At 27.8% G+C, this 25,418-nt stretch carries 19 protein-coding genes and 2 tRNA genes; 13 read left to right on the top strand and 8 right to left on the bottom strand.

Annotated features, from left to right (window positions below):
• The first annotated feature begins 11 nt into the window (after nt 1–11).
• The 3 genes from F0310_RS03715 to F0310_RS03705 are packed head-to-tail and all read left to right on the top strand — an operon-like array spanning nt 12 to nt 2,284.
• On the top strand, nt 12–452 hold the full coding sequence (locus F0310_RS03715) for a septum formation initiator family protein (RefSeq protein ID WP_182117585.1): 441 nt from the start codon (nt 12–14) through the stop codon (nt 450–452).
• Nucleotides 453–479: 27 nt separating this feature from the next.
• Nucleotides 480–1,433, top strand: a complete 954-nt coding sequence (locus F0310_RS03710; protein WP_182117584.1) for an ABC transporter permease subunit — start codon at nt 480–482, stop codon at nt 1,431–1,433.
• Nucleotides 1,434–1,435: 2 nt separating this feature from the next.
• On the top strand, nt 1,436–2,284 hold the full coding sequence (locus tag F0310_RS03705) for an ABC transporter permease subunit (RefSeq protein WP_182117583.1): 849 nt from the start codon (nt 1,436–1,438) through the stop codon (nt 2,282–2,284).
• Between the two features lie 2 nt (nt 2,285–2,286).
• Here F0310_RS03705 and F0310_RS03700 read toward each other — a convergent pair whose 3' ends face one another.
• Nucleotides 2,287–2,922, bottom strand: coding sequence for an endonuclease III domain-containing protein (locus F0310_RS03700; RefSeq protein WP_182117717.1), 636 nt, complete (start codon nt 2,920–2,922; stop codon nt 2,287–2,289).
• A gap of 73 nt (nt 2,923–2,995) precedes the next feature.
• Here F0310_RS03700 and F0310_RS03695 point away from each other — a divergent pair.
• A tRNA-Arg gene (locus F0310_RS03695) sits at nt 2,996–3,069 on the top strand.
• Between the two features lie 6 nt (nt 3,070–3,075).
• A tRNA-Pro gene (locus F0310_RS03690) sits at nt 3,076–3,148 on the top strand.
• Nucleotides 3,149–3,227: 79 nt separating this feature from the next.
• Here F0310_RS03690 and F0310_RS03685 read toward each other — a convergent pair.
• The 3 genes from F0310_RS03685 to F0310_RS03675 all read right to left on the bottom strand — a co-directional run bounded on the left by F0310_RS03685 (nt 3,228) and on the right by F0310_RS03675 (nt 8,691).
• Entirely contained in the window at nt 3,228–5,231 is a 2,004-nt protein-coding gene (locus F0310_RS03685; protein WP_182117716.1) for a P83/100 family protein, read from the bottom strand.
• A 122-nt stretch (nt 5,232–5,353) separates the two neighbouring features.
• A complete protein-coding gene (locus F0310_RS03680) occupies nt 5,354–7,027 on the bottom strand; it encodes a PQQ-binding-like beta-propeller repeat protein (RefSeq protein ID WP_232535947.1) in 1,674 nt (557 codons plus the stop codon).
• 32 nt (nt 7,028–7,059) lie between these two features.
• Nucleotides 7,060–8,691, bottom strand: a complete 1,632-nt coding sequence (locus F0310_RS03675) for an ABC-F family ATP-binding cassette domain-containing protein (RefSeq protein WP_182117582.1) — start codon at nt 8,689–8,691, stop codon at nt 7,060–7,062.
• A gap of 141 nt (nt 8,692–8,832) precedes the next feature.
• Between F0310_RS03675 and groES the strand changes: the two genes are divergently transcribed.
• Nucleotides 8,833–9,105, top strand: coding sequence for a co-chaperone GroES (gene groES, locus F0310_RS03670; protein ID WP_182117581.1), 273 nt, complete (start codon nt 8,833–8,835; stop codon nt 9,103–9,105).
• Nucleotides 9,106–9,325: 220 nt separating this feature from the next.
• Nucleotides 9,326–10,033 carry a tRNA (5-methylaminomethyl-2-thiouridine)(34)-methyltransferase MnmC2 gene (mnmC2, locus tag F0310_RS03665; protein ID WP_182117580.1) on the top strand — a complete coding sequence of 236 codons (708 nt, stop codon included), beginning with the start codon at nt 9,326–9,328 and terminating at the stop codon, nt 10,031–10,033.
• A 636-nt stretch (nt 10,034–10,669) separates the two neighbouring features.
• On the opposite strand, the gene valS is transcribed toward mnmC2, so the two are convergent.
• Nucleotides 10,670–13,294, bottom strand: a complete 2,625-nt coding sequence (gene valS / locus F0310_RS03660) for a valine--tRNA ligase (protein WP_182117579.1) — start codon at nt 13,292–13,294, stop codon at nt 10,670–10,672.
• Nucleotides 13,295–13,322: 28 nt separating this feature from the next.
• Nucleotides 13,323–14,288 carry a tRNA dihydrouridine synthase gene (locus F0310_RS03655; RefSeq protein ID WP_182117578.1) on the bottom strand — a complete coding sequence of 322 codons (966 nt, stop codon included), beginning with the start codon at nt 14,286–14,288 and terminating at the stop codon, nt 13,323–13,325.
• Between the two features lie 47 nt (nt 14,289–14,335).
• Between F0310_RS03655 and F0310_RS03650 the strand changes: the two genes are divergently transcribed.
• Together F0310_RS03650 and F0310_RS03645 are read left to right on the top strand one after the other, a co-directional pair.
• Nucleotides 14,336–15,166 (top strand): purine-nucleoside phosphorylase, encoded by an 831-nt coding sequence (locus F0310_RS03650; RefSeq protein ID WP_182117577.1) that lies wholly within the window; start codon nt 14,336–14,338, stop codon nt 15,164–15,166.
• Nucleotides 15,153–17,216 (top strand): ATP-dependent DNA helicase, encoded by a 2,064-nt coding sequence (locus F0310_RS03645; RefSeq protein ID WP_182117576.1) that lies wholly within the window; start codon nt 15,153–15,155, stop codon nt 17,214–17,216. Before F0310_RS03650 ends, F0310_RS03645 begins: the two co-directional genes overlap by 14 nt.
• Here F0310_RS03645 and F0310_RS03640 read toward each other — a convergent pair.
• Nucleotides 17,206–18,003: a septal ring lytic transglycosylase RlpA family protein gene (locus F0310_RS03640; RefSeq protein WP_182117575.1), complete on the bottom strand. Its 798-nt coding sequence runs from the start codon at nt 18,001–18,003 to the stop codon at nt 17,206–17,208. The genes F0310_RS03645 and F0310_RS03640 overlap by 11 nt on opposite strands.
• A gap of 158 nt (nt 18,004–18,161) precedes the next feature.
• Between F0310_RS03640 and F0310_RS03635 the strand changes: the two genes are divergently transcribed.
• The gene (locus F0310_RS03635; protein ID WP_182117574.1) at nt 18,162–19,163 is read left to right on the top strand and encodes an L-threonylcarbamoyladenylate synthase; all 1,002 of its coding nucleotides are present in this window, start codon (nt 18,162–18,164) and stop codon (nt 19,161–19,163) included.
• Nucleotides 19,164–19,423: 260 nt separating this feature from the next.
• Here F0310_RS03635 and plzA read toward each other — a convergent pair whose 3' ends face one another.
• Nucleotides 19,424–20,209: a c-di-GMP-binding receptor PlzA gene (gene plzA / locus F0310_RS03630; protein WP_182117573.1), complete on the bottom strand. Its 786-nt coding sequence runs from the start codon at nt 20,207–20,209 to the stop codon at nt 19,424–19,426.
• Nucleotides 20,210–20,625: 416 nt separating this feature from the next.
• Here plzA and F0310_RS03625 point away from each other — a divergent pair, with 416 nt between their 5' ends.
• The 3 genes from F0310_RS03625 to F0310_RS03615 are packed head-to-tail and all read left to right on the top strand — an operon-like array spanning nt 20,626 to nt 25,349.
• Nucleotides 20,626–23,337 carry a penicillin-binding protein 1A gene (locus tag F0310_RS03625; protein ID WP_182117572.1) on the top strand — a complete coding sequence of 904 codons (2,712 nt, stop codon included), beginning with the start codon at nt 20,626–20,628 and terminating at the stop codon, nt 23,335–23,337.
• Between the two features lie 4 nt (nt 23,338–23,341).
• Nucleotides 23,342–23,740, top strand: coding sequence for a ParB N-terminal domain-containing protein (locus tag F0310_RS03620; protein WP_182117571.1), 399 nt, complete (start codon nt 23,342–23,344; stop codon nt 23,738–23,740).
• A gap of 34 nt (nt 23,741–23,774) precedes the next feature.
• Nucleotides 23,775–25,349, top strand: coding sequence for a glucose-6-phosphate isomerase (locus F0310_RS03615; protein WP_182117570.1), 1,575 nt, complete (start codon nt 23,775–23,777; stop codon nt 25,347–25,349).
• The last annotated feature ends 69 nt before the right edge of the window (nt 25,350–25,418 follow it).

Genomic DNA, 25,418 nt, shown 5'->3' with positions numbered 1-25,418 from the left:
TACAAGACAATATGTTTTTGATAAAAAAAATAATATTGTCAATTTATGTAGGTCTAATAAGCTATTTTATAATTATCCCAATATTTGGAGAGAGAGGGATTATTAACTATAAAGAATTGCACAATAATTTAATTTTAATGAAAAATCATATCGAAACTTTGAAAGAAGCACAGAAAACATTAAAAACAAGGTATATAAATCTACAAATCTCTAAACCTGCAATCTTAAGAGAAGCAAGCAAAATTGGATACTATCCCAAAAATTCCATAGTAATAAAAAATTTAGATAACAATGAAAACTACAACCAAGGAAAGATTCTACACTTAAAAAATACACACAAAAATAATAACATAGATAAAAATTTTTACTTAATATCAATAGTCATATCTTTAATTTTTTATTTTGTATTAAGTTATTTGGAGAGTCTTAAAATTATTAATAAAGGAAGGTAACTTATAGCTACATTTATTTTAAAAAATATGTTCCTTACATTAATAAATATTATTATATCAACATTTTTTTGTGTATCACTGCTAAACATATTCTCAAATAACAATTACAATATTCCATTTATTCGAAAAAATATATTTAAAGAATATCTAGAATACATTGGACTACTTAAAAGTATTGAAAGCTATAAGATAGTATATGATTTGGACGCTAATATACCTCTAAGTAAAAATTATTTTGCTAAGCACATTGCAGGTAATTCATATATAGTATATAAAATAAAATATAAGGGACTAATATGGGGAACCCCTTCCTATTCACCACTCACAAAAGGAAAGTCAACAATAAAAGTAATTTTCAATAAAATAAAAAACACATTGAAAATATCAATCCCAGGAATTGTATTTTCTTACTTAATTTCAATTTCTTTTATTATTGCTTGGACTTTATCTGTAAAAAATAAAAGTATAGATAATATCTTAGACTATATAATGCTATTTCTAAACTCACTACCAAGAAATTTAACTGTAATATTACTAATTTCTTCACTCTATTATCTAAATATAAATCCAAAAAACTCAATAATAGGTGGGTTTGGATGGTTTTTTTCATTTTTCATATTTAATGCAGTCATTTTCAAACAAGCTCTACACAAAAATCTATCTGCTTGTTACATAATAACTGCAAAATCAAAAGGACTTAAAAAAATTAAGATAATACTAGTCCATGCATTAAAACCCTCATTAATTCCGATAATCACAAATCTTAGGTCCACTCTTGCAACAGCTTTTTTTGGAACATCTATAATTGAAAAAATGTTTGGAATTGACGGAATAGGCTCTCTAACAATCAATGCCATCAAAAATAATGATTATATTATTTATAAAGACCTAATATTCATTGGAGTTTTTATTATGCTTATATCAAACTTAATAAGTGACATGTTAATATACAAAATCAATCCTTATAAAGGAGTTACATAATAATGAAAAAATTTAAAAAATTATACCTTATGTTATTAGGAATATTAATTTTAATATTAATATCACTTCCCCTTTTAATTAACGAAACTTCAAAATTTGCAATATACAAAAAAGATCCAAATAAAATATATATTGAAACAACAAATAAACTTCCGCAACTACCTACCGTTAACAATCCTCTAGGAACGGATAAAATAGGAAGAGATATAATGGCAAGACTAATACTTGCAACTAGAAACTCTATTTTACTTGCATTTAGCTACGCAACAATTTCTACATTTATTGGAATTTTTGTAGGAATAATAATTGGAAGTTTTAAGTTTAAAACTTGTATGCTAATATCAAAATTAATAGAATCATTACAAACATTACCATTCTCCTACATATTAATATTAATTTTCTACTATTTTTCAAAATATAAAAATTATAATATATTAGAAGTCTCTCTTACCTTAGCTTTAATACACGGATGGATCCCATTCTCATTTGCAACAAGAAACAGCACTTTAATAATAAAAAATCTTGATTATGTTAAAGCAAGTCAAACAATGGGTTCAAGTAAGTTCAGATTAACAATATACCATATATTCCCAGAGATTTTTTCATCAATATCATCAATAATTCCTCTCCAAATATCAAAAAGCCTAACTACATTTGAAGTAGTAAATTATATACAACAAGAAGATAGAAGATTTTATCCAAGCCTTGGAGAACTTTTAAGCTATATGGAAATGGGAAGAGAATATTTTTGGGTATGGGGAAACCCTCTGTTCATATTGATATTAATCAATATAATATTAGCCTTAATAAGCTTAAAACTTAAAAACCATATGAATTTTATTTCATCTTAAACCTAAATAAGTCTTGGTGCAAGTTTATTTAAGAAACAATTCTTGCAATCTTTATTACGAGATGTACAAATATCTCTCCCATGCCTATTGATAGCCATAGAAAACATATATTGTTTTTCAGAAGGTATTTTACTCTTTAAATCTAACTCAATTTTCATAGGCATTTTCTCAAGAGTAATGCCATGTCTAATAACAACCCTGCTAAAATGAGTATCTACAATTATAACAGGTTTATTATAAACAATACCAAGAATAACATTAGCCGTTTTCCTACCTACACCTGGAAGAGATATAAGATCCAAAATATTATCTGGAATAATGCCTTTAAAATTCTTTAAAAGCATACGTGAACAGTTTATGATATTTCTAGATTTATTTGAATACAAACCCAACTTACAAATTAATTTTTCTACCTCCATTATATTAGCATTGGCTAAACTTTCAAAATCTCCATATCTTTTAAAAAGACCAGGTGCAATTTTATTAACCATATTATCAGTTGTTCTTGCACTTAAAATCACCATTATTAAAAGTTCATAATTATTTTTAAAATTTAAAAAAGGCATAACATTTGGATACTTAGATAAAGTTTCATTTACAATTAAATCAATATCAATCACAATAAAATTATAAAATATTAAAAATATTAAGCAATAATATTTTATTGACAAGGCGTTTTTAACATGATATACTCAATTTTAGTTTTAAAAGGCGCTAATAGCTCAATTGGATAGAGCAACAGACTTCTAATCTGTAGGTTTTAGGTTCGAGCCCTAATTAGCGCGTTTTCACGGGACGTGGCCTAGTGGCTAAGGCACCTGCTTTGGGAGCAGGGGATCGTGAGTTCGAATCCCACCGTCCCGATTTTCAATAAATCAAGCAAATAAGCAATTAGTCCTTCTCTAGATTTTATTTTAAAAATAAAAATAAAAATAGGTAAAAACTAAGATACTTTTTTTAAAGTTTTTAAATCCAAACTAATAATCTTTTTAGACGCATCTTGTAAATAAACATACTTGTCACCAACACTAAAGCTTGTAAACGGAAAAACTTCATCCTCTGAAAGAATAAAATTACTCAAATCTTTTGAAGAAAATTTTGCCAATTTCCAAACATTATTATCTTTAACGACTACTAAAATCATTTTTGCATCAACAAAAAGAGATGAATTTCTATTTAATTCAAACTGTGATTCATCCTCTACTTTTAAATTTTCTAATTTATTAAGCAGTTGAAGCTTTGCAATACCTGAACAAAGCTTTATAGCTACCAAATCACTTGCTCTTTCATAAATACCATATCTTCTAATCCCATATTGAGAAGTCTCTTCCAATTTATTTCCACTAGAATCAATAAATTGAAGCACTCCCAAATTAGTACTTGGATTAAGTATTTCTAAAAAAACAGATTTATTTTTATTATTCTCAATAGATGCTTTATTATCTATGTCAGCCTGACCTATAGGCTGTTTTTTAGAATTTACTACTTGTGAATCTGATGAAATATTAGACTCACCTTTTGCACTAGAATTAATGCCATCCTCTGTTTTTCCGATCTGTTCATCTAACTCATCTTTCTCATCCTCCTCATTTACTTTAGATGAATTTATTTCTCCTGGCTTTGGTAAATTTTTTCCCTTGTTCTCTTCATCAATATTTTCTTGCAATTTTTCCTTTACTATATCTCTTTGAATTTCTAACTTCTCTTGATTTTTATCTAACTTATCCTGGGATTCTTTAAGTTCACTTCTCTCCTTCTCTAAAGCTTCCTTCTCGCTTCTCTTCTCTTCTATCTGTTTCTGTATTTCCTTCTTCTCTTCTTCACTAGTAGACTTTTCTAATTGTTTCCTCAAATCTTCTATATCTTCATCTAACTCGTCTTTCTCATCCTCCTCATTTACTTTAGGTGAATTTATTTCTCCTGGCTTTGGTAAATTTTTTCCCTTGTTCTCTTCATCAATATTTTCTTGCAATTTTTCCTTTACTATATCTCTTTGAATTTCTAACTTCTCTTGATTTTTATCTAACTTATCCTGGGATTCTTTAAGTTCACTTCCCTTCTTCTCTAAAGCTTCCTTCTCGCTTCTCTTCTCTTCTATCTGTTTCTGTATTTCCTTCTTCTCTTCTTCACTAGTAGACTTTTCTAATTGTTTCCTCAAATCTTCTATATCTTCATCTAACTCGTCTTGAATACTCTTTAAAATGTCAGTTTCATTATCAACTTTTTCCTGATCTATATCATGAATTTCATCTTGAATATCAGTAATATCCCTTGCGAAATCCGTACCACCACTTTCATTCTCGCTTAAAAGAGCTGATATTACTCTGTCTGTTACTATTCTATCAAGGTCAACATCTGATTCAATACTTCCTGATAAAATATTTCTCTTAAGAGGAATAAAAATACGAGTTTTGCCAGCCCATTGACTATAAACCCTAGAAAGCCCAACGTTATCTTTAGTTATATCTTTAAGAGAAGACTGAATATAAGATTCACTGTAATAGTCCAAATCTCCTCTATAAACAGCATTGTATATTGTAATAGCTTTAGCTAATAAAGCTGCACTACCTTTACTGTAACTAAAAACTCCCATCAAATATCCCATAAGTATTCTTCTAAGGTTCAAAATACTATCAAGAGCAGATCCATCACCAATAAGAAAAATATCAGTACTGCTCTTCTCGTCATTCTCATCAATATATCTATTAATGTAATATTTGTTGTAGTAATTAGATTTATTATTAATTAAATTCTTAGCTAAAAATTCACCAATTCCTATTATCTGTTCATATGTATTCGTGTTAACATAAGAACCCCGATAGTCCACAAATTCAAGATCCATATCAATAAAATCTTTCAATCTATCCTTATCAACCTCTTTAGCATGAAGAGTAAAAAAATTTAACAAAATAAAGAAAGAAATAAGTACTATCCATATTCTTTTCATCATAAAATTCTCCTATAGTTAATTATATTCCTATTATTAACTAAATAAGAATAAATTTAAACCCAAATTTTAACATAACAAGTAATGTAAAACCGCAACTTAAACCTTATCAAAAAAATAGATTAAAGAATAGCAATAATTTCATTAATATGCTTATTAATTTTCTCAGAAAAGTTTTGCCTTCTTATAAATTTCAACAAAGTCAAACACTTATCCCTATAAATTTTAAGAATATCTTTTGTAGAATTCAAAATTATCTTTCGCAAATTCAAAAGAACAGCATATGCTATGTCTAAATTTCCTTGGTAATTTAATATAACATACTGTATATAATTATACACAAGATCTTCCTGTCCATGATAACATTCAAATTTAGCAACATTTTTAACTAATTCAATTATATTACTGATATTTTTTTCCTTAATTGCCATATTTATAAAACTCTTAATTGAAGATTTATCATTAACATAAACAAAATATTTATAAAGCTCCCCCCTTTGTGCTATTCTATCAATACCATCTCTAGGGAAAAGCCAATTATCAAAAGCTTTTTTATATAAATCTAAATATTTCTTTGGAAGATTCCCGTATCTAATAACCAGAGAATATAGAGTATTTATAAATTTATTATAAGTACTTCTACTATATTCAGCATTTAACATTCCATCAAGAGACAAATAAATTTCATCATAATCTATTAGAGTCTTTTCTATGTAATCTATTCTATTTTGATGATATCTATTTCCTAACGAATGATTCCAAATTTTAACATCAAGTTCATCTTTATATTCATAATAATAAGTAGTTAATATCCAACTAAGATCACCTGTAGCAATTACTCCAAAATTAGCACTAAGCCCAGATATTTCTTTCATATTATCATATCTATCAACTGGCTCAAAATATTCATTAAGAGATAAAGCTCCATTAGGCTTTACGGCAATAAAAAGATTTTTATTATTATAAAGAACAGCCTCTTTTATATCAAACCCTATATTTTTAGTGAATTTAAGATCAAGATTTCTACTTAAATTAAACAAAACTCCAACATTGGATACTGCAATATACTCACCGTTAAATTTCTCAAACAAAAAATTAATAGGATAATTTAGAATAAGAGAATCTAAAACCTCTCCTACATCACTATCATAAATAACAACATCTCCAGATTGATGACCTACAATAATATCATTATTAGTATTTATCATGAACACATTAGGATAAGATATAAGAGGAACACTCCATAAATTTATACCTAAAGAACTGAAAGAAAACATTGTGCAATTTTCATTTGCAATATAAAAATTGCCATTACCAAGAACAACAGCAGAAGTTGCAGCCTTTCCCTCTATATTAACCTCAAAAATTTTATGTCCATCTTTAAGTCTTAGTGCAACAACTTTCGAATTACTCTGAGGAATTAAAATATAGTCATTACCTATTGAAGGAGCTTTTATAGGAGAAGAGCTTAATCTATACCTCCAAGCAAGTTGCCCCCTTCTAATCTTTTGAACTTCATTACGAATTGTTATAACATAATATCCATTACCAAAATCCTTTAAGAGAAAGGGATAAGTAGCTCTATCTATTCTATAAGAATATTTTTTCTCCAAAGACATATTATAAGTTACAAGCCATTTATCTTTGGTTAGTACAGTAATTGTATTACGTCTTTCATCTAGTATAGGGTTACCTATTATTTTTCCTGTTAAAGCCTTTTGAAAATAAAGATTAACGTCTGCTGATAGAAAAAAATAAGAAATAAAAAATAAAAATATACAAAAAATTTTAATCAAAATTAAAAATATCCTAAAAAAATCAATTACTATTAAAGTATTAAGCTAGACTGACCCTCATAAAGCTCAGCTCTCAAATCTCTAACTTTAGAGTTATCAATATATTCTGAAAAAGTCATGTAACGATCAATTATACCATTTGGTGTAAATTCAATAATTCTATTAGCAATAGTATCAATAAACTGATGGTCATGAGATGTAAACAAAACAACTCCTTTAAACTCTTGAAGTCCCGTATTTAAAGATGTAATAGCTTCAAGATCCAGATGATTAGTTGGCTGATCTAACAATAATACATTAGCTCCACTAAGCATTATCTTTGCAAGCATACACCTCACCTTTTCACCCCCTGAGAGAACACTTACTTTCTTTAAAGCTTCATCTTGACTAAAAAGCATTCTTCCTAAAAATCCTCTAATATAAGTTTCATCTTGCTCCTTTGAATACTGTCTTAACCAATCTACCAGACTTAAATCCAAATTAAAATATTTTTCATTGTTTTTATTAAAATATGCAAAATTAACCGTAGAACCCCACTCATAATGCCCCTTATAATTTCTATCTTTATTAGTAATTATATCAAAAAGAAAACTTACTGAAATTGGATTACCTAAAAATACAACCTTTTGACCAGGTTCCACAACAATGCTAAACTTATTTAAAATATGTTGTCCTTCAAATTCTCTAGTTAAATTCTTAACTGAAAGGACATTTTTGCCAAGCTCTCTCTCAATCTTAAAGTTAACATAAGGAAATTTTCTAGAAGAGGGCTTTAAATCTTCAATCTTAATCTTATCAATTAATTTTTTTCTTGAAGTTGCTTGCCTAGATTTTGAAGCATTACTTGAAAACCTTTGAATAAAAGTTTTAAGTTCTGCAATTTTTTCTTCCGTTCTTTTTTTTGCATCTTTTAACTGCTTATTCAAAAGCTGACTAGTTTCATACCAAAAATCATAATTACCAATATAAACTTGTATTTTGCCATAATCAATATCAACAATATGAGTACAAACTTGATTTAAAAAATGCCTATCATGCGACACAACAATAACAGTATTTTCAAAACTAATCAAAAATTCTTCCAACCACCTAATTGACTGAATATCAAGATTGTTAGTAGGCTCATCAAGAAGTAGTATATCAGGATCACCGAAAAGAGCTTGGGCTAATAATATCCTTACTTTTAAAGCTCCTTCAATATCTCTCATTAAGCTCCCATGAATTGATTCTTCTATACCCAGTCCTTTAAGAAGAATTGCAGCCTCGGACTCAGCCTCATAACCGCCAAGTTCTGCAAATTCGGCCTCAAGTTCTCCAGCTCTAATACCATCTTCATCGCTAAAATCAAGCTTCTCATAAATTTCATTCTTTTCCTTTTGAATAGCATAAAGCTTCTTATGACCCATTATAACAGTATCAATTACCTTAAAATTATCATAAGCAAATTGATTTTGCTCAAGTACAGCCATTCTTTGCCCTTTAGGAATAAAAATATCACCCTTGCTAGCCTCAATAGTTCCTCCCAAAACTTTCAAAAAAGTACTTTTGCCTGCACCATTAGCCCCAATAATTCCATAACAATTTCCAGGAGCAAACTTAATATTAACTTCTTTAAATAAAATTCTATCTCCAAATGCAACTTCCAAATTACTTACTGTTATCAATCTATTTCCCCACCTAAATTTGTATCTTACTACAAAAATTATCTTTAAAATTAGAATAAGTTTCAAGTATAGCCTAAACATATTGACTTAATACTTCATTTTTTCGTAATATTATATTATCAAATCAAGGAGATGTTTTAGATGAAAAATATTAAACCTTTAGCTGATAGAGTTTTAATAAAGATAAAAGAAGCTGAGAGTAAAACAATCTCAGGATTATATATACCAGAAAATGCAAAAGAGAAAACAAATGTTGGAACAGTTATAGCTATTGGCTCTAACAAGGAAGAAATTACGGTTAAGGTTGGAGACACTGTGCTTTATGAAAAGTATGCTGGTGCTGCTGTTAAGATTGAGGATAAGGAACACCTTATTTTAAAGGCAAAAGAGATTATAGCTATAATAGAAGAATAAACTGAGAAACTAAGTTTTTATCTTAGTTTCTCTCAAGAAAAATTTTAAGCTTATTCAAAAAGATATTAAATATTATTCTAATCAAGCAATTGAAGTTTTTGGGTATTTTTTTTCTCTTTAGTTACTTCTAAAAAAATAAGGCTTTTTACCTGGAATATATTTAAAGTTTACATTTTAAAAATTAGAAAAGGTGTTGATTAATTGATTAAATGAATAATGAATGAATAAATTAATATTTAAAGGTAAGACTATATATTCAAATAAATTTGATGATATTTATTACCACGCACAGTTTGGAATTGAAGAGAGCACTTATGTATTCATCAAAGGTTGTAATCTAGACAAAGAGCTTCCCCATTTAAAAACTGCCAACATTGTAGAATTGGGGTTTGGGACAGGACTTAATTTTATAGCACTTTTAAAACACTTAAAAGAAAATCATATTAATGCAAAGATTAATTACTATTCAGTTGAAAAGTTTCCATTAAGAAAAGAAAAAATCAAAGAAATATCAAAGTTTTTTAACCAAGAACTAAATTATTTTAGAACACTACTTAAAAAGTACCCAAATATACCAAAAAAAAATATAAAGTTAAAAATAACAGAAAATGTTAATTTAAAAATATTAATTGGAGATGCGAAAGAAAAACTTAAAGAGGTTCCCAAATACATAGACTATTTTTTCCTAGATGGTTTTAGTCCTAATAAAAATCCTAGAATGTGGAATAATGAAATATTTACTTTAATTTCACAAAAGAGCAAAGCAAACACAAAGCTTTCAACATTTTCCTCAGCCAAAATTGTAAAAGATAGATTAAAACTTGCAAATTTTAATTATTCTATAGAAAAAGGGTTCATGAATAAAAGACATATGATAAAAGCACAAAAAAAGGCAAAGAGCAATCTAATGAATAGAAAAGTATTATGAAATTGTGTCTGAAAAACTAGATAAAACTCTAGATATTAAACTTAATCAAATTTAAAAAGCATGCCCCCCCCTATCTGGTATAAAACCCTCTTTTAATTATCAAATGCCTTAATTTTTAATTTCATGATAAATTCTAAATTTGCTCTTTCAAAGCTTAAAAATTCACTAAAAAAGATTTCAAATCATTATATTGAAATTGTAAAAGAAAATTTTGAATTTAATAGAAGCTTCAAAAATTAAACTTCTTGAAGCTATATAAAGTAAACTAGTATTTCTTTCACTAAAACAAAAAACAATGAACCCTGTTTGAATGCTTATAAAAAATTCAATGGTCAAACACAGAATATTTCTTGAATGTTTAGTAACAAGAACTATAAGAATGAAGCAAAATCGACAATAATTGTTACAATGTAAAAATAAAATTTAGATAAAATCTTAAAAAATCTTAAAAAGATATAAAAAATCTATGAGTATAATTTCACATTAAAACCTAAAATTTGCAATTGAAATATAAAAACAATAACAAAATAAAAAAATAATAAATGAAAAATCAACACAAAAATATTAAAAAATTTAAACAAAAATTAAGAGTTATGCTTATCTAATGTAATATTAGATAGCTTATGCAAAGTTTTTTCAATTACTTAAATTCTCAATATAATGACTAATTTTTGAAATAAAAGAATCAAACTCTTCTAATTTTGATTTCTCTAACTCAACAATCTCGTTAGGCGCATTTGACAAGAAATTTTGATTTTTAAGCTTAACTAAAGTTAATGATTTAAGTCTCTCATATTTATCCAATTGTTTAGAAAGCCTAGAAAGCTCCTTATCAGTATCTATTAAATTTTTAATGTCTGCAAAACTTTCAAAACCAATATTAGGTACTCCTATCATATTTTCATAGTTTTGATTGTAAAATACATAATCAAAGTTAATAAGTTTTTTTGCAATATGCTCATGTTCCTTAAAATATCTCTCATATTTGAAAGCATGGTCAAACTTTAAAGCAACATTTATCCTAACATTCGGTACTATATTAAATTCACTTCTAAGAGTTCTAATAGATATAACAAAATCTTTAAACGAATTAAAACTTTCAAATTCTTCTTCAAATTTTTCTTGATTTGTAGTCTCAGGATAACTTGCTAAAACTAATACGCCATTTGAAGATGGAAGCTTAGAATAAATCTCTTCAGTAATAAAAGGTAAAAAAGGATGCATTAAAAGTAAAGATTTTTCAAGGAAAAAAATCAACTTAGAAATAGTCATATTTTGAATACTATTATCTCTACTGTTCAAATTAATTTTACTGATTTCAATATACCAATCACAAAAATCATTCCAAAAGAATTCATATATTAATTTTGTAGCCTCATTATACTTATAATTTTTAAAAGCACACTCTAGAGAAACAATAGTAGAATTTAAACTTGCAAGTAACCACTTATCAATATCGTCTAAATCTAATCTATCTGATATAACCCTGCCATCCAAATTTGATAAAATAAATTTAGATGCATTAAATACTTTATTTACAAACTTAGCACCAAACACAAAATCTTTATTATCAATATTTAAATCCTGACCCTGAACAGATAAGAAAGAAACAGTAAAACGCAAGGCATCACTTCCGTATTCTTCGATAATTTCAATAGGATTTATTCCATTGCCTAAAGATTTTGACATCTTTCTCCCGTGTTTGTCTCTTAAAAGAGGTGTTATATATATATCTCTAAAGGGAACCTGACCTGTAAATTCAATTCCCGCCATAACCATTCTTGCCACCCAAAAAAATATTATGTCATAAGCAGTAATTAAAGTATTTGTAGGATAATAATTCTTAAAATCAAGGGTATACTCTGGCCATCCAAGCGAAGAAAATGGCCATAACCAAGAAGAAAACCAAGTATCAAGCACATCTATATCTCTAGTAAAATTCCTGTCTTTATACTTCTCACCTAATGAAGGGTCATTCTCACTAACAACAACATCTCCTGTTTTGCAATCATACCAAGCAGGAATTCTGTGACCCCAAACTAACTGTCTAGATATACACCAATCCCTGATATTTAACAACCAATGTTTATAAGTATTCTCCCACTTTTTAGGATAAAATCTAATTTTATCTTCTTCTAAAGCCTTTAAAGCTTTTAAAGCCAAAGGTTTCATTCTCACAAACCACTGATTTGATAAATAAGGTTCAATAACTTCTCCAGACCTATGACAATGTCCAACTTTATGCTTATGATTTTTAACATCCATTAATAATCCTATATCTTTTAATTCTTTTTCTATTTTAGCTCTTGCATCTCTTACACTTAAACCCTGATATCCAACGGGAACATTCTTATTAAGTCTTGCATTTTTATCTAAGATATTTATTTTAGGTATATCATGCCTTTTTGAAATTTCAAAATCATTAGGATCATGTGCAGGAGTTATTTTTAAGGCACCGCTACCAAATTCCATGTCAACATAATCATCCCCTATTATCTTAATCTTTCTATTTACAATAGGAACTATAACCTCTCTACCAATCAGAGATTTATACCTATAATCCATAGGGTTAACAGCAACAGCAACATCACCAAACATAGTTTCAGGTCTAGTAGTTGCAACCTTAATAAAACTGCCATCATCCAATAAATACTTAATAAAGTAAATTTTTCCAATAATTTCTATATATTCAACTTCCTCATCGCTAACAACACTTCCAGATCCAGGATCAAGATTTACAAGATATTCTCCTCTATAAATTAATCCCTTATTATACAAATCAACAAAAGCTTTATTAACAGCCCTACAAGCCTCGTCATCAAGAGTAAATCTTTCTCTTGAATGATCATAAGAAGCACCTAGTTTTTTTATCTGGCTAACAATTATTTCTCTATGTTTATTTTTGAATTTAAAAATCTCATCAATAAATTCTTCACGAGTAAAATCATCCTTATTCTTTCCTAGCTCTTTAAGCTGTTTCTCAAAAACTGATTGAGTAGCAATACCAGCATGATCTGTTCCAAAAAGCCAAAGCGTACTCTTTCCCTTCATCCTCATATAGCGAACAAGAATATCCTGCAAGGTAAAATTAAGAGCATGCCCCATATGAAGAATGCCTGTAACATTTGGAGGAGGAGCTACCATACTAAATTTATGTTTAAGCCTATCATTGGGGCTAAACACATTATTATCTAACCATTTTTTATAAATCCTATCTTCAAAAACCTTAGAATCATATTTTTCTGAAACTTTATTGTTCATTGATTAACATAATCTCCCTAAAATCACTTCAACCTATACTTTCAAAAAGCTCTTCATAATTAGTTGAGCTCATAATATTATGAAAATATTCACTGTTCCTCTCACTTTCATTAAAATAAATCTTGAAGTATTTCTTAAGTTTATTAAAATCTTTAGTAAATCTCCAAGTAGAATAAAAATCTTTTATATGAAATTTTAATATATTCAATCTATAGTTTAAATTATTACTCAAAAAGTTAGGAGAATCTTTTTTAAATAAATTCAAATTTTTGAAAATACCACGCCCAAACATTATTCCATCAATAGAATAATCTCCTATAATTCTAACTGCTTGTTTCAAACTTAAAACATCTCCATTTCCAATAATTAATGTAGAAGGATTAATCTTATCTTTCAATTTAACAACTTCATCAAAAACATTAATATCTATGGAGCCTTCATTTTGATTGACAGCAAGTCTTGGATGTACTGTAAGCATATCAACACCCAATTTCAGTAAAAATCCTAACCAATCCTCAACTTCAGAATAAAAAAATCCATGCCTTGTCTTTACACTAAGAGGCAATCCAAACTTTAAACACGCCTCCTTACTAGCCATTACTATTTCATAGGCTAAGGATTTATTTAAAATCAAAGCAGAGCATACACCCTTCTTAACTATCTTCTTCTTAGGGCAACCCATATTAAGATCAACCCCCCAAAATCCTAAATTTCTTAAAATTTTTATGGCATTAAAAAAATCATCAGGATTTTTACCCCAAATTTGAGCAATTAAGGGTCGATTCAATTCATCCTTTTTTGTTAAAACATGTTGCATTGACCGCTTAGATCCCCTTACAAGACCCGAAGCAGAAATAAACTCAGTAAAATAAATATCAGGCTCATCCTTTCCATTACCTATTAAATGAATCAAATTCCTAAAAACAGTATCTGTTACATCTTCCATAGGAGCTAAAATCATAACCGGACGAATAATATTGTTTAAAAAATTCATAAAATAAATATATAATAAGAAAACACCATGGTAAAGAAGGGAATAGGATGAATTTCAAAGAAATCAACAAAAGAATAGATAAGTCATATGATTCAATCAAATATAATTCAGAATTTAAGCCAAAAACAGCAATAATACTTGGATCTGGACTTAGCAAATTAAGCGAAATATGTGAGAATGGTATTGAAATCCCTTATAAAGATATAAAAGAATTTCCAATACCAACTGTAGATGGGCATAAAGGTACATTAAACATTAATAAAGACCTAGCTATTTTTTCCGGAAGATTTCATTATTACGAAGGTTATCACCCTAAAGAAATAATAATGCCTATATTACTCGCAAAAAAATTTGGAGTTCAAAATTTAATCATTACAAATTCCGCAGGAGCAATTAATAGTCAATTTAAAATAAATGATCTCATATTAATAAATAACCACATAAATTTTATGGGAATCAATCCCTTGATTGGAATAAATGATGACAATTTAGGAGTAAGATTTCAAGAATTAAATTCAATTTACAGTAATTCAAATTTAGTTGAATTAACAAGAAATGTTTATAAGAATATTTTTAAGGAAAATATTAAAGAAGGTGTTTATCTTGCAGTTTCAGGGCCTTGTTATGAAACAACAGCCGAAATAAGTTTTTTCAAAACAATAGGTGCAGATTTAGTTGGTATGTCAACCATACCTGAAATAATTATAGCAGCATATCTAAAAATGAACACAGTAGCAATTTCAAATGTAACAAACCTAGCATCAGGAAATCAAAAGGAAATTTTAAATCACGAAGAAGTTAAGATAAATTCAGCAAAAGTATCTAAAGAATTTGAAAAATTAATAAAAGGAATTATCAATAAAATTGAATTTAATTGACTATATACTAAAAAAAGCCGAATTAAATATCAAAGGATTTGTAAAAAGAGAACCACAGCTCAGAATGATAGAAAAAGTAACTAAAGCCTTCAACAATGAAAATTTTCTAGTTATTGAAGCACCAACAGGAACTGGCAAAAGCCTTGCTTATTTAATATCTGCTATTGATTTCATTCAAAAAACACAAGAAAAAGTCATAATTTCAACAGCCTCTATTAATCTTCAAGAACAACTAATTAAAAAGGACATTAAATCTTTAAGTGAAATCATTCCCTTTAAAATAAAGTTTGGACTTATTAAAGGAATGAGAAATTATCTATGTCTTCGTCGACTTGAAGAACTTGAAAGAAATCTAATAATGCATACATTTAATAAAAACAATCTGGAATTATTATTTCATTGGGCAAAAAATACACAAACTGGTGATAAAGACGAACTTAATTTTGTAGATGAGAAAATTTGGGAAGAAGTATCATCTAATACCGAAACATGTTCGGGAATTACTTGCCCTGATGAGAATAAATGTTTCTTCAAAAAAGCAAGGAGAAAAGTATCAGAATGTGATATTATAGTAACTAATCATCATCTACTCCTAAATGATATCTACATAAGAAACGAAATATTAAAAGAAAAAGAAAATCATGAAGATATTTCGGAAAAAAATGATATAGAAGAGGAGCTCAACTTAATTCTTCCTAATATAAAAAACATAATAATTGATGAAGCTCATTATCTAGAAGAAGCTGCAAGATCTCTATTTAGCAAAAGTTTTTCAAAAATTAGTTTAAAACAACTTTTTTCAAAAGTAGATAAAATAATTAAAAGACAAAACATAAGCGGTATATACAAGAAAAACTTTGAAATTGCAACAATGCTAAACTTTGAAAGTATAGATTATACAATAAGAACAAAAAAAAATTTACCTTCTGTTTATAGGATAACTAGAAATACACATAAAACCGATTTCTACATAAGAATTAAAACATACTTAAAGGATATAATTTATAGCCTAGAAAGTTATAGGTCATCTATGGTATCAATAACGCAAGAAATTGAAAATAAAACAGCAAAAATTGAACTTGAAAGACTAATTAAAAATATAGAAGAAAAAGAAATATTAATTAAAGATTTCATCTCATTAAACAAATATGACAATTTTTGTTTTTGGATAGAAAATAAAAAAAATATAGTTACATTCAAAACCTCAGAGATTAATTTAGGTCCTGTATTAAATAAAATTATGCATAAAAGAGCAAAAAGAATAATTTTTACCTCAGCTACTCTGCTTATAAATCAATCATTTTCATATTTTCTAAACCAAACAGGATTAAACTTAAGTGATAAAGACATAGTAAATGAAAAAATACCATATTCTTTCCCTTATAAAGAAAAATCAATGCTAGTAGTTACATCTGACATTGAAAATCCAAATAATGAAGAAAACTTTTTAAGTCAATCAATAAAATACATTAAAGAACTTGTATTACTAAATAAAGGAGGAACTTTAATTCTTTTAACTTCATTTAAAAGTTTAAAATATATAGGGAGAACAATTAAAGATTTTTTACTTGTAAATGATATAAATCTTTTTATACAAGGAGATTTGCCAAAATATGAATTAATAAACTCCTTCAAAAAATCACAAAAAAAAAGTGTACTTATAGGAATTAAGAACTTTTGGGAAGGAATAGACATTAAAGGAAATAAATTGACAATGGTAATAATGCCCAAACTTCCATTTCAGACTCCCTCAGATCCTGTTTTAATAGCAAAGAACGAATTAGCTATTAAAACAGGAGAAAATTTTTTTAGAAAAGAAATATTACCTCAAGCAATCATAAAATTTAAACAAGGGTTTGGAAGACTAATTAGAGATTCAAAAGATTATGGAATTATAGTATGTTTTGATAAAAGAATTTTTGAGAAGACTTATGGGAAACTTTTCTTAAAATCCTTGCCAAATATAGATTACTATTATTCAAAATTTGAAAATATAAAATTAAAAATAGATATTTTTTTTCAAAAAATAGAACAAAACACTATTCTATAGCTAATCTATCTCCCAAGATCTTAGTCTTTCTTACCAAAATATCCTTGTACCCTGTAGATTTAATAAGTTCAACATTTTTATGTACATCATCAGCAGAAGTAGGGATAAAAACTGTAAAAAAAGGGCCATGAACATTTATTAAGACATTTAAACCAACCCTTTGCAGTGCCCTATAAGCTTTTTCAGCATAATCTTTCATTTTATAAGAGCCAACCTGTATATAAAAATCTGATTCCATCTCAATTTCATTTAAAAGCTTAGTTTTAGCTGCAACACCATTTTCATTATTTTCCTTTTTCTCTATAAGAATATCTTTATCTAACTTCGAATTTGAACTAATATCAGGCTCCTCCTTTTTAGAAGAATCTACTGTATTTAAAGACTCATTATTTTCTTTTGCTATACCTTTTTTTTCATCTAACTTTTCCAATACCTCAATTTTTACAGGAGCAACACCTATTCCTAAAAAGTCTAGCTTCTCAGCAGCCGATTTTGACAAATCAATGATCCTATCTTTTCTAAAAGGTCCTCTATCATTAATCCTTACAACAACAACCCTATTATTCAATAAATTAGTAACTCTTACAACAGTATTAAATGGAAGCTCTTTGTGAGCAGCAGTAAGAGCCGTCATATCAAATTTTTCCCCATTAGCAGTAACTTTTCCATGGAAAGCTTCTCCATACCAAGAAGCAAGACCTACAGTAGCACTATTCAATTCCATAACAACAAAAAATAAAATAGAAAAAATAAGAATAAAGTTATAAAGATTAATCAAACTTCTCATGTTGTTCATTATAATATAAAATTTAAGATTTTCAAAAGTAAATTTAAGCTATCTATTAACTTAACACAATTATTATTTATTAATATTTTTATTAATTTTTTATTAGAGTAAAAAATATTAATAAATAATATTATAAAATATGGCTAAGGATCAAATAAATGAAAACAGAAATAATAGAATGGAAAGACATAGAGAGAGCAGCAAAGTATATAAGAGAAGGAGAATTAGTAGTATTTCCTACAGAAACAGTGTATGGAATTGGAGCTAATGCATATAGAGATGATGCTGTAAGGATGATCTTTTTAGTTAAAAAGCGCCCCATAACAAATCCATTGATAGTTCATGTTGACTCAATAAATAAAATAAGAGAACTTTCAGAATATATCCCCAGCAGTGCTTTGCGATTAATGCAAAAGTTTACGCCAGGACCTATAACATTTATATTAAAGAGTTCTGGCAAGATTTCTAAATTTGCAAGTGGAGGACTCAATAGCATAGCAGTAAGAATACCAAGAGAACCTATAGCTATTAAATTAATTAAAATGAGCGGAGTTCCAATAGTAGCACCATCTGCCAACTTGTCAAGACGTCCTAGTGCTACGAATTCTACAATGGCAATCCGAGAGCTTAATGGACTAGTTAAAGGAATAATAAAACATGATAGATTCTCAAATATTGGTATAGAATCAACTGTCGTAGATTTTGATGATAAAGGGAATGCATTAATCTTACGTCCAGGTTCAATTACAAAAGAAAAAATACAAGAAGTACTTAAGGAAGAATTTAAAGTAGATTACGCCATAGGGTCAGAAAGAATATCTGCATCCCCTGGCAACTTACTAGAACATTATAGGCCTAGAATACCTGTTTATTTATTTAAAAAACAAGACAATATAAGAAAATATGCAGAAGATAAAAACACAAGAATACTTATTATGAGAGATACTCTTAATTTATATTGGCTTAATAGGTTTTGGGATATGGAAAACATTTCTGTATACAATACTCTCGAAGAATATGCAAAAAACATATACAAAGAATTTGTAGAATCTGAGAGAAAATATAAAAAAATACTTGCTGAATTTACTCACAACAACGAAATTGGTTACTCAATTAACAACAGACTTATTAAAGCTAGTCTAAATAAATTTATTTCTTAAAATATAATATTAAGCATTAACTCTTATTTTCAAAGCCCTTATCCATCCTAGATACTTCGACAAATTAAAAACAAAATTAACATAAAAACATGAGCATTCTTGGAATTCTATTTTAAAAATAATATAGATACTGAAATAAGAATAACTATAAGTTTATTTAAATATTAACGTTCACATTATTCTACTACATAATTAAAAATACAAATCCTATAATATTCACTGAAAGAAAATAATAAAAACAACCTCTCAAGCACAAATTTTTAATTAAAATAGTCATGGATCAACATGGTATATTCAATAGGAATTTCTTCTTCATAAAAAGCAATTCCTAAAGCTAAAACTTTACCATTAGGAGTTTGAATAACACTTAAATTTTTTGCTTTCCCCTTAATAGGTACTTCTTTATCTGCAATATTAAAATTTAAAGTTAAATTAATTTCCTTTTCTTCTACTTCTTCATATTCAAAGTAAGAAATCAATAATGCTCCTCCATAAGACAAATCCTTAATTAGACATTTATGCTTAACTCCATTAAATTCAATAAAGGCCTTATCTGAATCAAGCTTAAGCTTTCTAAGTGAATCTTTATCAACAATAATACGCTCATGTATTCTTTGATTCTGTCCAAGCTTTAAATCAAGAAGTTTGCCAACTTTAACAGCAAATTCTTCTGGCATAGGAGATAAAAAATCTAAAGTCAATAAATTATAGCTCCTCTCCTGAGAAGGATAATCAGATGTATTTGATAACTTAACCGTTAAGGATGGTATAAAAAAAGAATTATTTTCAAAATCATCAAATCTTCTAAGTTGAATATTTCCCGAATTTCTATTTCCAGCTAAAGTCCGTAAAATTGAATCTTCCTGAAAAATAATCTTAATACTATTCATAGAAATAGAATAAATCACTCCATACGCTATATAACTACCAACTTTCATCTCAACAGTATTTCTAATATTAAGAAAACTGTTTATCTCAGTACTCATTTTAATTTCTTTACCTTTATACTTAGCCTCATAATCTTTTATTTTCCTAGACAAAAGCATAAACCTCTCCTTTCAAGTCCAACAAACAATAAAAACATAGCATAAATTTAAAATCGACATTTAGGAACCTTATTGAAACAAAATCCAAAACTTTTAAGGCTATTCATAAATTGTTTAAAATAATTCCATTCCAAAATACTAGTACAACCATTCTCTCATATAAGATAATACAATAAACTCAAAAATAAAATTTTGCTCTAAAATAGCAAAAAAACCTAATTGTACTAAATAAAAATAATAAATATTTCTGATACTCTTAAAGCCATACTTTTATTTATTGTTAACTTGTATTATAGAATCTACACAATAATAGAATCTAATAATATATTATGAATAAAAATTATAGCAATACTTTAATATTATCACAACTAAAGAAAAATATTATTAATTTTATCTTATCTATAGTATAATTACATATGGGATATAATTTGAAAAGTGTTAATTTAAATAATAAAGTCAATATACTCCTTTACTTAACATGCTTTACCATTAGCTTTTCTATTATTTTATTATCATTCTCTTTAGTTGAAACTATTAACATACAAAAAGATAAAAATTTTGGTGATTCAAACCCTGCAGTACCTTCAAAACTTTTTGATACTAATGGCAAAATAATTACACAATTTATATCAGATGAAAATAGAGAGATACTTTCTTTAAAAGAAATGCCTAATAACCTAATAAACATCTTATTAATACGTGAAGATACTGAATTTTATTCTCACCGAGGCTTTTCATTAATAGGAATGCTTCGAGCTGCTCTTAATATCGCACTTGGTAGATATTTTTCAGGTGGAAGTACCTTAACTCAACAACTAGCAAAACTCCTTTATACCAATCAAGCAAAAAGGTCTATTTTAAGAAAACTAAATGAAATTTGGTGGGCTATACAACTTGAAAAAAAGCTATCAAAGTATGAAATACTTGAAAGATATTTAAATAAGGTCTATTTTGGAAATGGAAACTACGGAGTAGTTGCAGCTGCTAATTTCTTTTTCGATAAAAGCGTTAAAGATATTAACACTGCAGAAGCTGTTTTAATGCTTATACAATTACCCAATGCAAAACTTTATTCTCCCTTTTACAATCCTGAATTTTCTAAAAAAATACAAAAGGCAGTATTAAATCAAGTAGTAGTTAATGGAATAATAACTCCTGAGCTAGCTGAAAAAGAATTTAATGAATACTGGGAAAACTACGATTGGACTCGTATGGCAGACATATCTGCTATTTCATATAAGAAAGATAATGCACCTTATTTTTCAGAGTATATAAGGCAAAGAATAGTTAAATATCTTCCAGCTGGAGCAAACATATATAAAGATGGTTATTCTATATACACAACACTTGATCTAGATGCACAAAAGTGTGCAGATGAAGTTACTCATGAAATGATTTATAAAGCTCGCAAAATGTACAATTCTACAAAATTATCTGAAACATTAATAATTAATTCAGAAATAGTTCCTGTCCTTGATACAATATCTGATTTTTTTGGCATAACAAACGTTAGAGTAAATGGTAGGCAATATAAAAAACTAAGAACAAGAAAATTTTATGAAGATAATATTGATTTGATTGCAAGCTTTGCAGCAATCTTAGGTATTGACACAATAGATAAAGCAACAAAAGAATATACAATTAAAACTAAAACAAACTCAAATTCCTTAGTACAACCAGAAGGTGCATTCATAGCAATAGATACTACAACAGGTGCAATAAAGGCCATGGTTGGGGGGAGTGGATATAGTAAAGGAAGTGAATTTAATAGAGCAACTCAAGCAAAAATACAACCTGGAAGTGCATTTAAATCCTTATACTTTTCAGCTGCTATTGATCTCAAAAAGATTACACCCGCAACAATGTTTTCAGATTCTCCAGTAGCTTTTTTTAATGAAACAGGAGATGTCTATGCCCCTGAAAATTATGGAGGGAAATGGAGAGGCAATGTATTGACACGAAAAGTGTTAGCTTTATCTCTGAACGTCCCATCTCTGAGAGTACTAGACAAATTAGGCTTTGATGATGCAATTAGTTACTCTGCTAAATTACTAGGAATAAAAGATCAAAATGAAATCAATAAAACATTTCCCAAAGTTTATCCTCTTGCACTTGGTGTTATTTCAACATCTCCAATACAAATGGCAAGAGCATTCGCAATTTTGGGAAACAGTGGTAAAGAAGTAGAACCATACGGAATAAGATATATTGAAGATAGAAATGGAAAAATAATAGCAAATGTAGAATCGGATATTTTAACAGAAATAAAAAATAAGGGAGCTAATGCACAAATAATATCTCCTCAAGCTGCCTATATTATGACAGACATGATGAAGTCAACAATTCAATACGGAACTTTAGTAAACCAAAGATATACAAACTTTAAGAATTTCAATTCTGACATTGCTGGAAAATCAGGAACAACTCAAAACTGGGCAGACGGATGGGCAATAGGATATACACCTTACATAACAACAGCTATTTGGGTCGGTTTCGATAAAAAAGGATATTCACTTGGAACCTCAGGCACAGGAACAGGACTTGCTGGTCCTAGTTGGGGTAAATTTATGGCAGGATATCATAAAAATTTACCTAAAAAAGTTTTTATAAGACCCACAGGGATAATTAACGTTAACATACAAGCAGAAACAGGTCTACTGCCAGAAGGAGTACCAAACGAAAAAATAATAAATGAAATTTTTATAGAAGGCACTCAACCATTTGAAAAGTCAAAATATTATGAAAATCAATCTGATCTTCTAAATAAAATGGAATTTAATGTATATGGAATTGATAACATCAATAGCAACGATGACTTAAATAACGATGACTTAAATATTGAAACACATAAATTTGAGTATCTTAAATATGACTTTGATAAACTAAATGAAGCTGATAAAGATCAAAGCAACTTAAATAAAGAAAAAAATAATAATTCTGAAGGCAGATATAACAATAAAGTTGATTTTCAGGATAATCAAGATCCTGAAACAAATATTAATATTAATAAAGACAAAATAGAAAAAAATACACCAGGCATTAAAGAAAATGATACTAAAGAAGAAAGTTCTCTTATCTACGAAAATGTAAACAAAGATGTAAATGGAAAAAATATTCAATTGGATTAAAAAAATGTTAATAGACATAGAACAAATAAAAATAAAAGGTAGAATCAGACAAAATATAGGAGATATAACAACTCTTAAAGAAAGCATAAAAAAGCATGGCTTAATTTATCCAATAATAATAGACAAAAACAAAAATTTAGTAGCAGGATTTAGAAGATATCAAGTTTTAAAAGAGCTTGGATACAAAGAAGTTGAAGTTAAAGTAATATCTATAGAAGATAAAAAAACTTTGCTTGAAATTGAATTAGATGAAAATAACACTAGAAAATCATTTACAAGAAGTGAAGCAAATGCTGGAGAAGAGCAACTAAAAATTTATTCAGAAAAAAATATAATAATAAAATTTCTAAAATTCATTATTTTAAAATTAAAAAAATTCTTTAAAAGAACAAAAACACACTAAAATTTAAATTATCTAATATCATTGGAGGAAATTTATGCCCAATTATCAAAATCTTAATATGCTCAAAGCTTTTCAAGAGCTAAAAAAAATCAATCCCGAAGCATTAAGTAAAACCTTAAGCTCGGATAGAATAAATAAATATGATATTAAAATAGACGGTAATAATGTACATTATAATTATGCTACAAAACAAATTAGTGAGACTCACCTAAAAATATTCCAAAGTTTAAGTGATGAAGCAAACTTAATAGAAAAATATAGAGAAATAATTAACGGTAAGAATATTAATATCAGTGAAAACAGAAAAATTTTACACCATTTAACAAGAGGTCAACTAGGAACAGAAGTAACAGATAATAATGAAAATATGCGAGAATTTTTTGTCAGAGAGCTTCAAAAAATTTTCTCATTTGCAAAACAAATTCAAAATGGAAAAATTAAAAGCTTAAAAGGGGAAAAATTTAAAAATGTGGTACAAATTGGCATTGGAGGCTCAAGTCTTGGCCCAAAAGCATTGTATACTGCAATTAAAAATTATGCTAAGCAGAAAAATTTATATCTAATGAAAGCCTATTTTATTTCAAATATCGATCCAGATGAAGCGGAAGAAGTTTTAAGCGAAATAGACCTTGATAAGACTCTATTTATTGTAGTATCAAAAAGCGGATCCACACTAGAAACTGCTTCTAATATGCAATTCTTAATTAAAAAATTAAAAGACAATGGGATTATAGAATACAAAAAACAAATTATAATCATTACCTCAAAAGAAAGTATGCTAGCACTTGAAAAGGGATATCTTGAATACTTCTTTATGCATGATTCAATTGGTGGCAGATTTTCATCAACATCCGCAGTCGGTCTTGCTCTTATTACTCTTTGCTTTTCAGAAAATATTACAAAAGAAATACTGAAAGGAGCTCATGAAGTCGATAAAAGAGCATTAAACAAAAATATAATAGAAAATGCTCCTCTTATGGCAGCCCTAATTAGTATATATGAAAGTAATGTACTTAACTACAGCAGTAATTGTATTATTGCATATTCAAAAGCAATGGAAAACTTTTATCTTCACTTACAACAACTTGAAATGGAAAGTAACGGAAAACAAGTAAACCGATTTGGAGAAAAAATAGATTACAAAACAGTCAGAATAATTTGGGGAGGAATTGGGACAGATGTACAACATTCATTTTTCCAAATGCTTCATCAAGGAACAGAGATTGTACCAATGGATTTCATCGGGTTTAGCGAATCTCAATTAAAGAAAGATATAATTGTGGAAGGAACATCAAACAATAATAAGCTAAAAGCAAATTTAATAGCCCAAATCATTGCATTCTCTCAAGGTAAAGAAGACATAAACAGAAATAAAAAATTTGAAGGAGAGAGACCTTCTGCCCTAATATATTCAAAAGAGCTTATTCCTTATGTAGTAGGAGCAATATTAGCTCACTATGAAAATAAAGTAATGTTTGAAGGATTTTTACTTAACATAAACTCATTTGATCAAGAAGGAGTTCAACTTGGGAAAACAATTGCAACAAAAATCCTAAAGAAAGATAATAAAAAAAACGAAATAATAGAATCTTATTGCAACTTACTGTAATAATAAAAGTATAGAAAGGGTTTTTAAAAAACATGATAATATCATTAATGATAAATAATTGTTTAAGTT

This window comes from Borrelia sp. A-FGy1, from assembly GCF_014084025.1.
Lineage (GTDB): Bacteria > Spirochaetota > Spirochaetia > Borreliales > Borreliaceae > Borrelia.
This window is presented reverse-complemented; position numbering and strand designations above follow the sequence as displayed.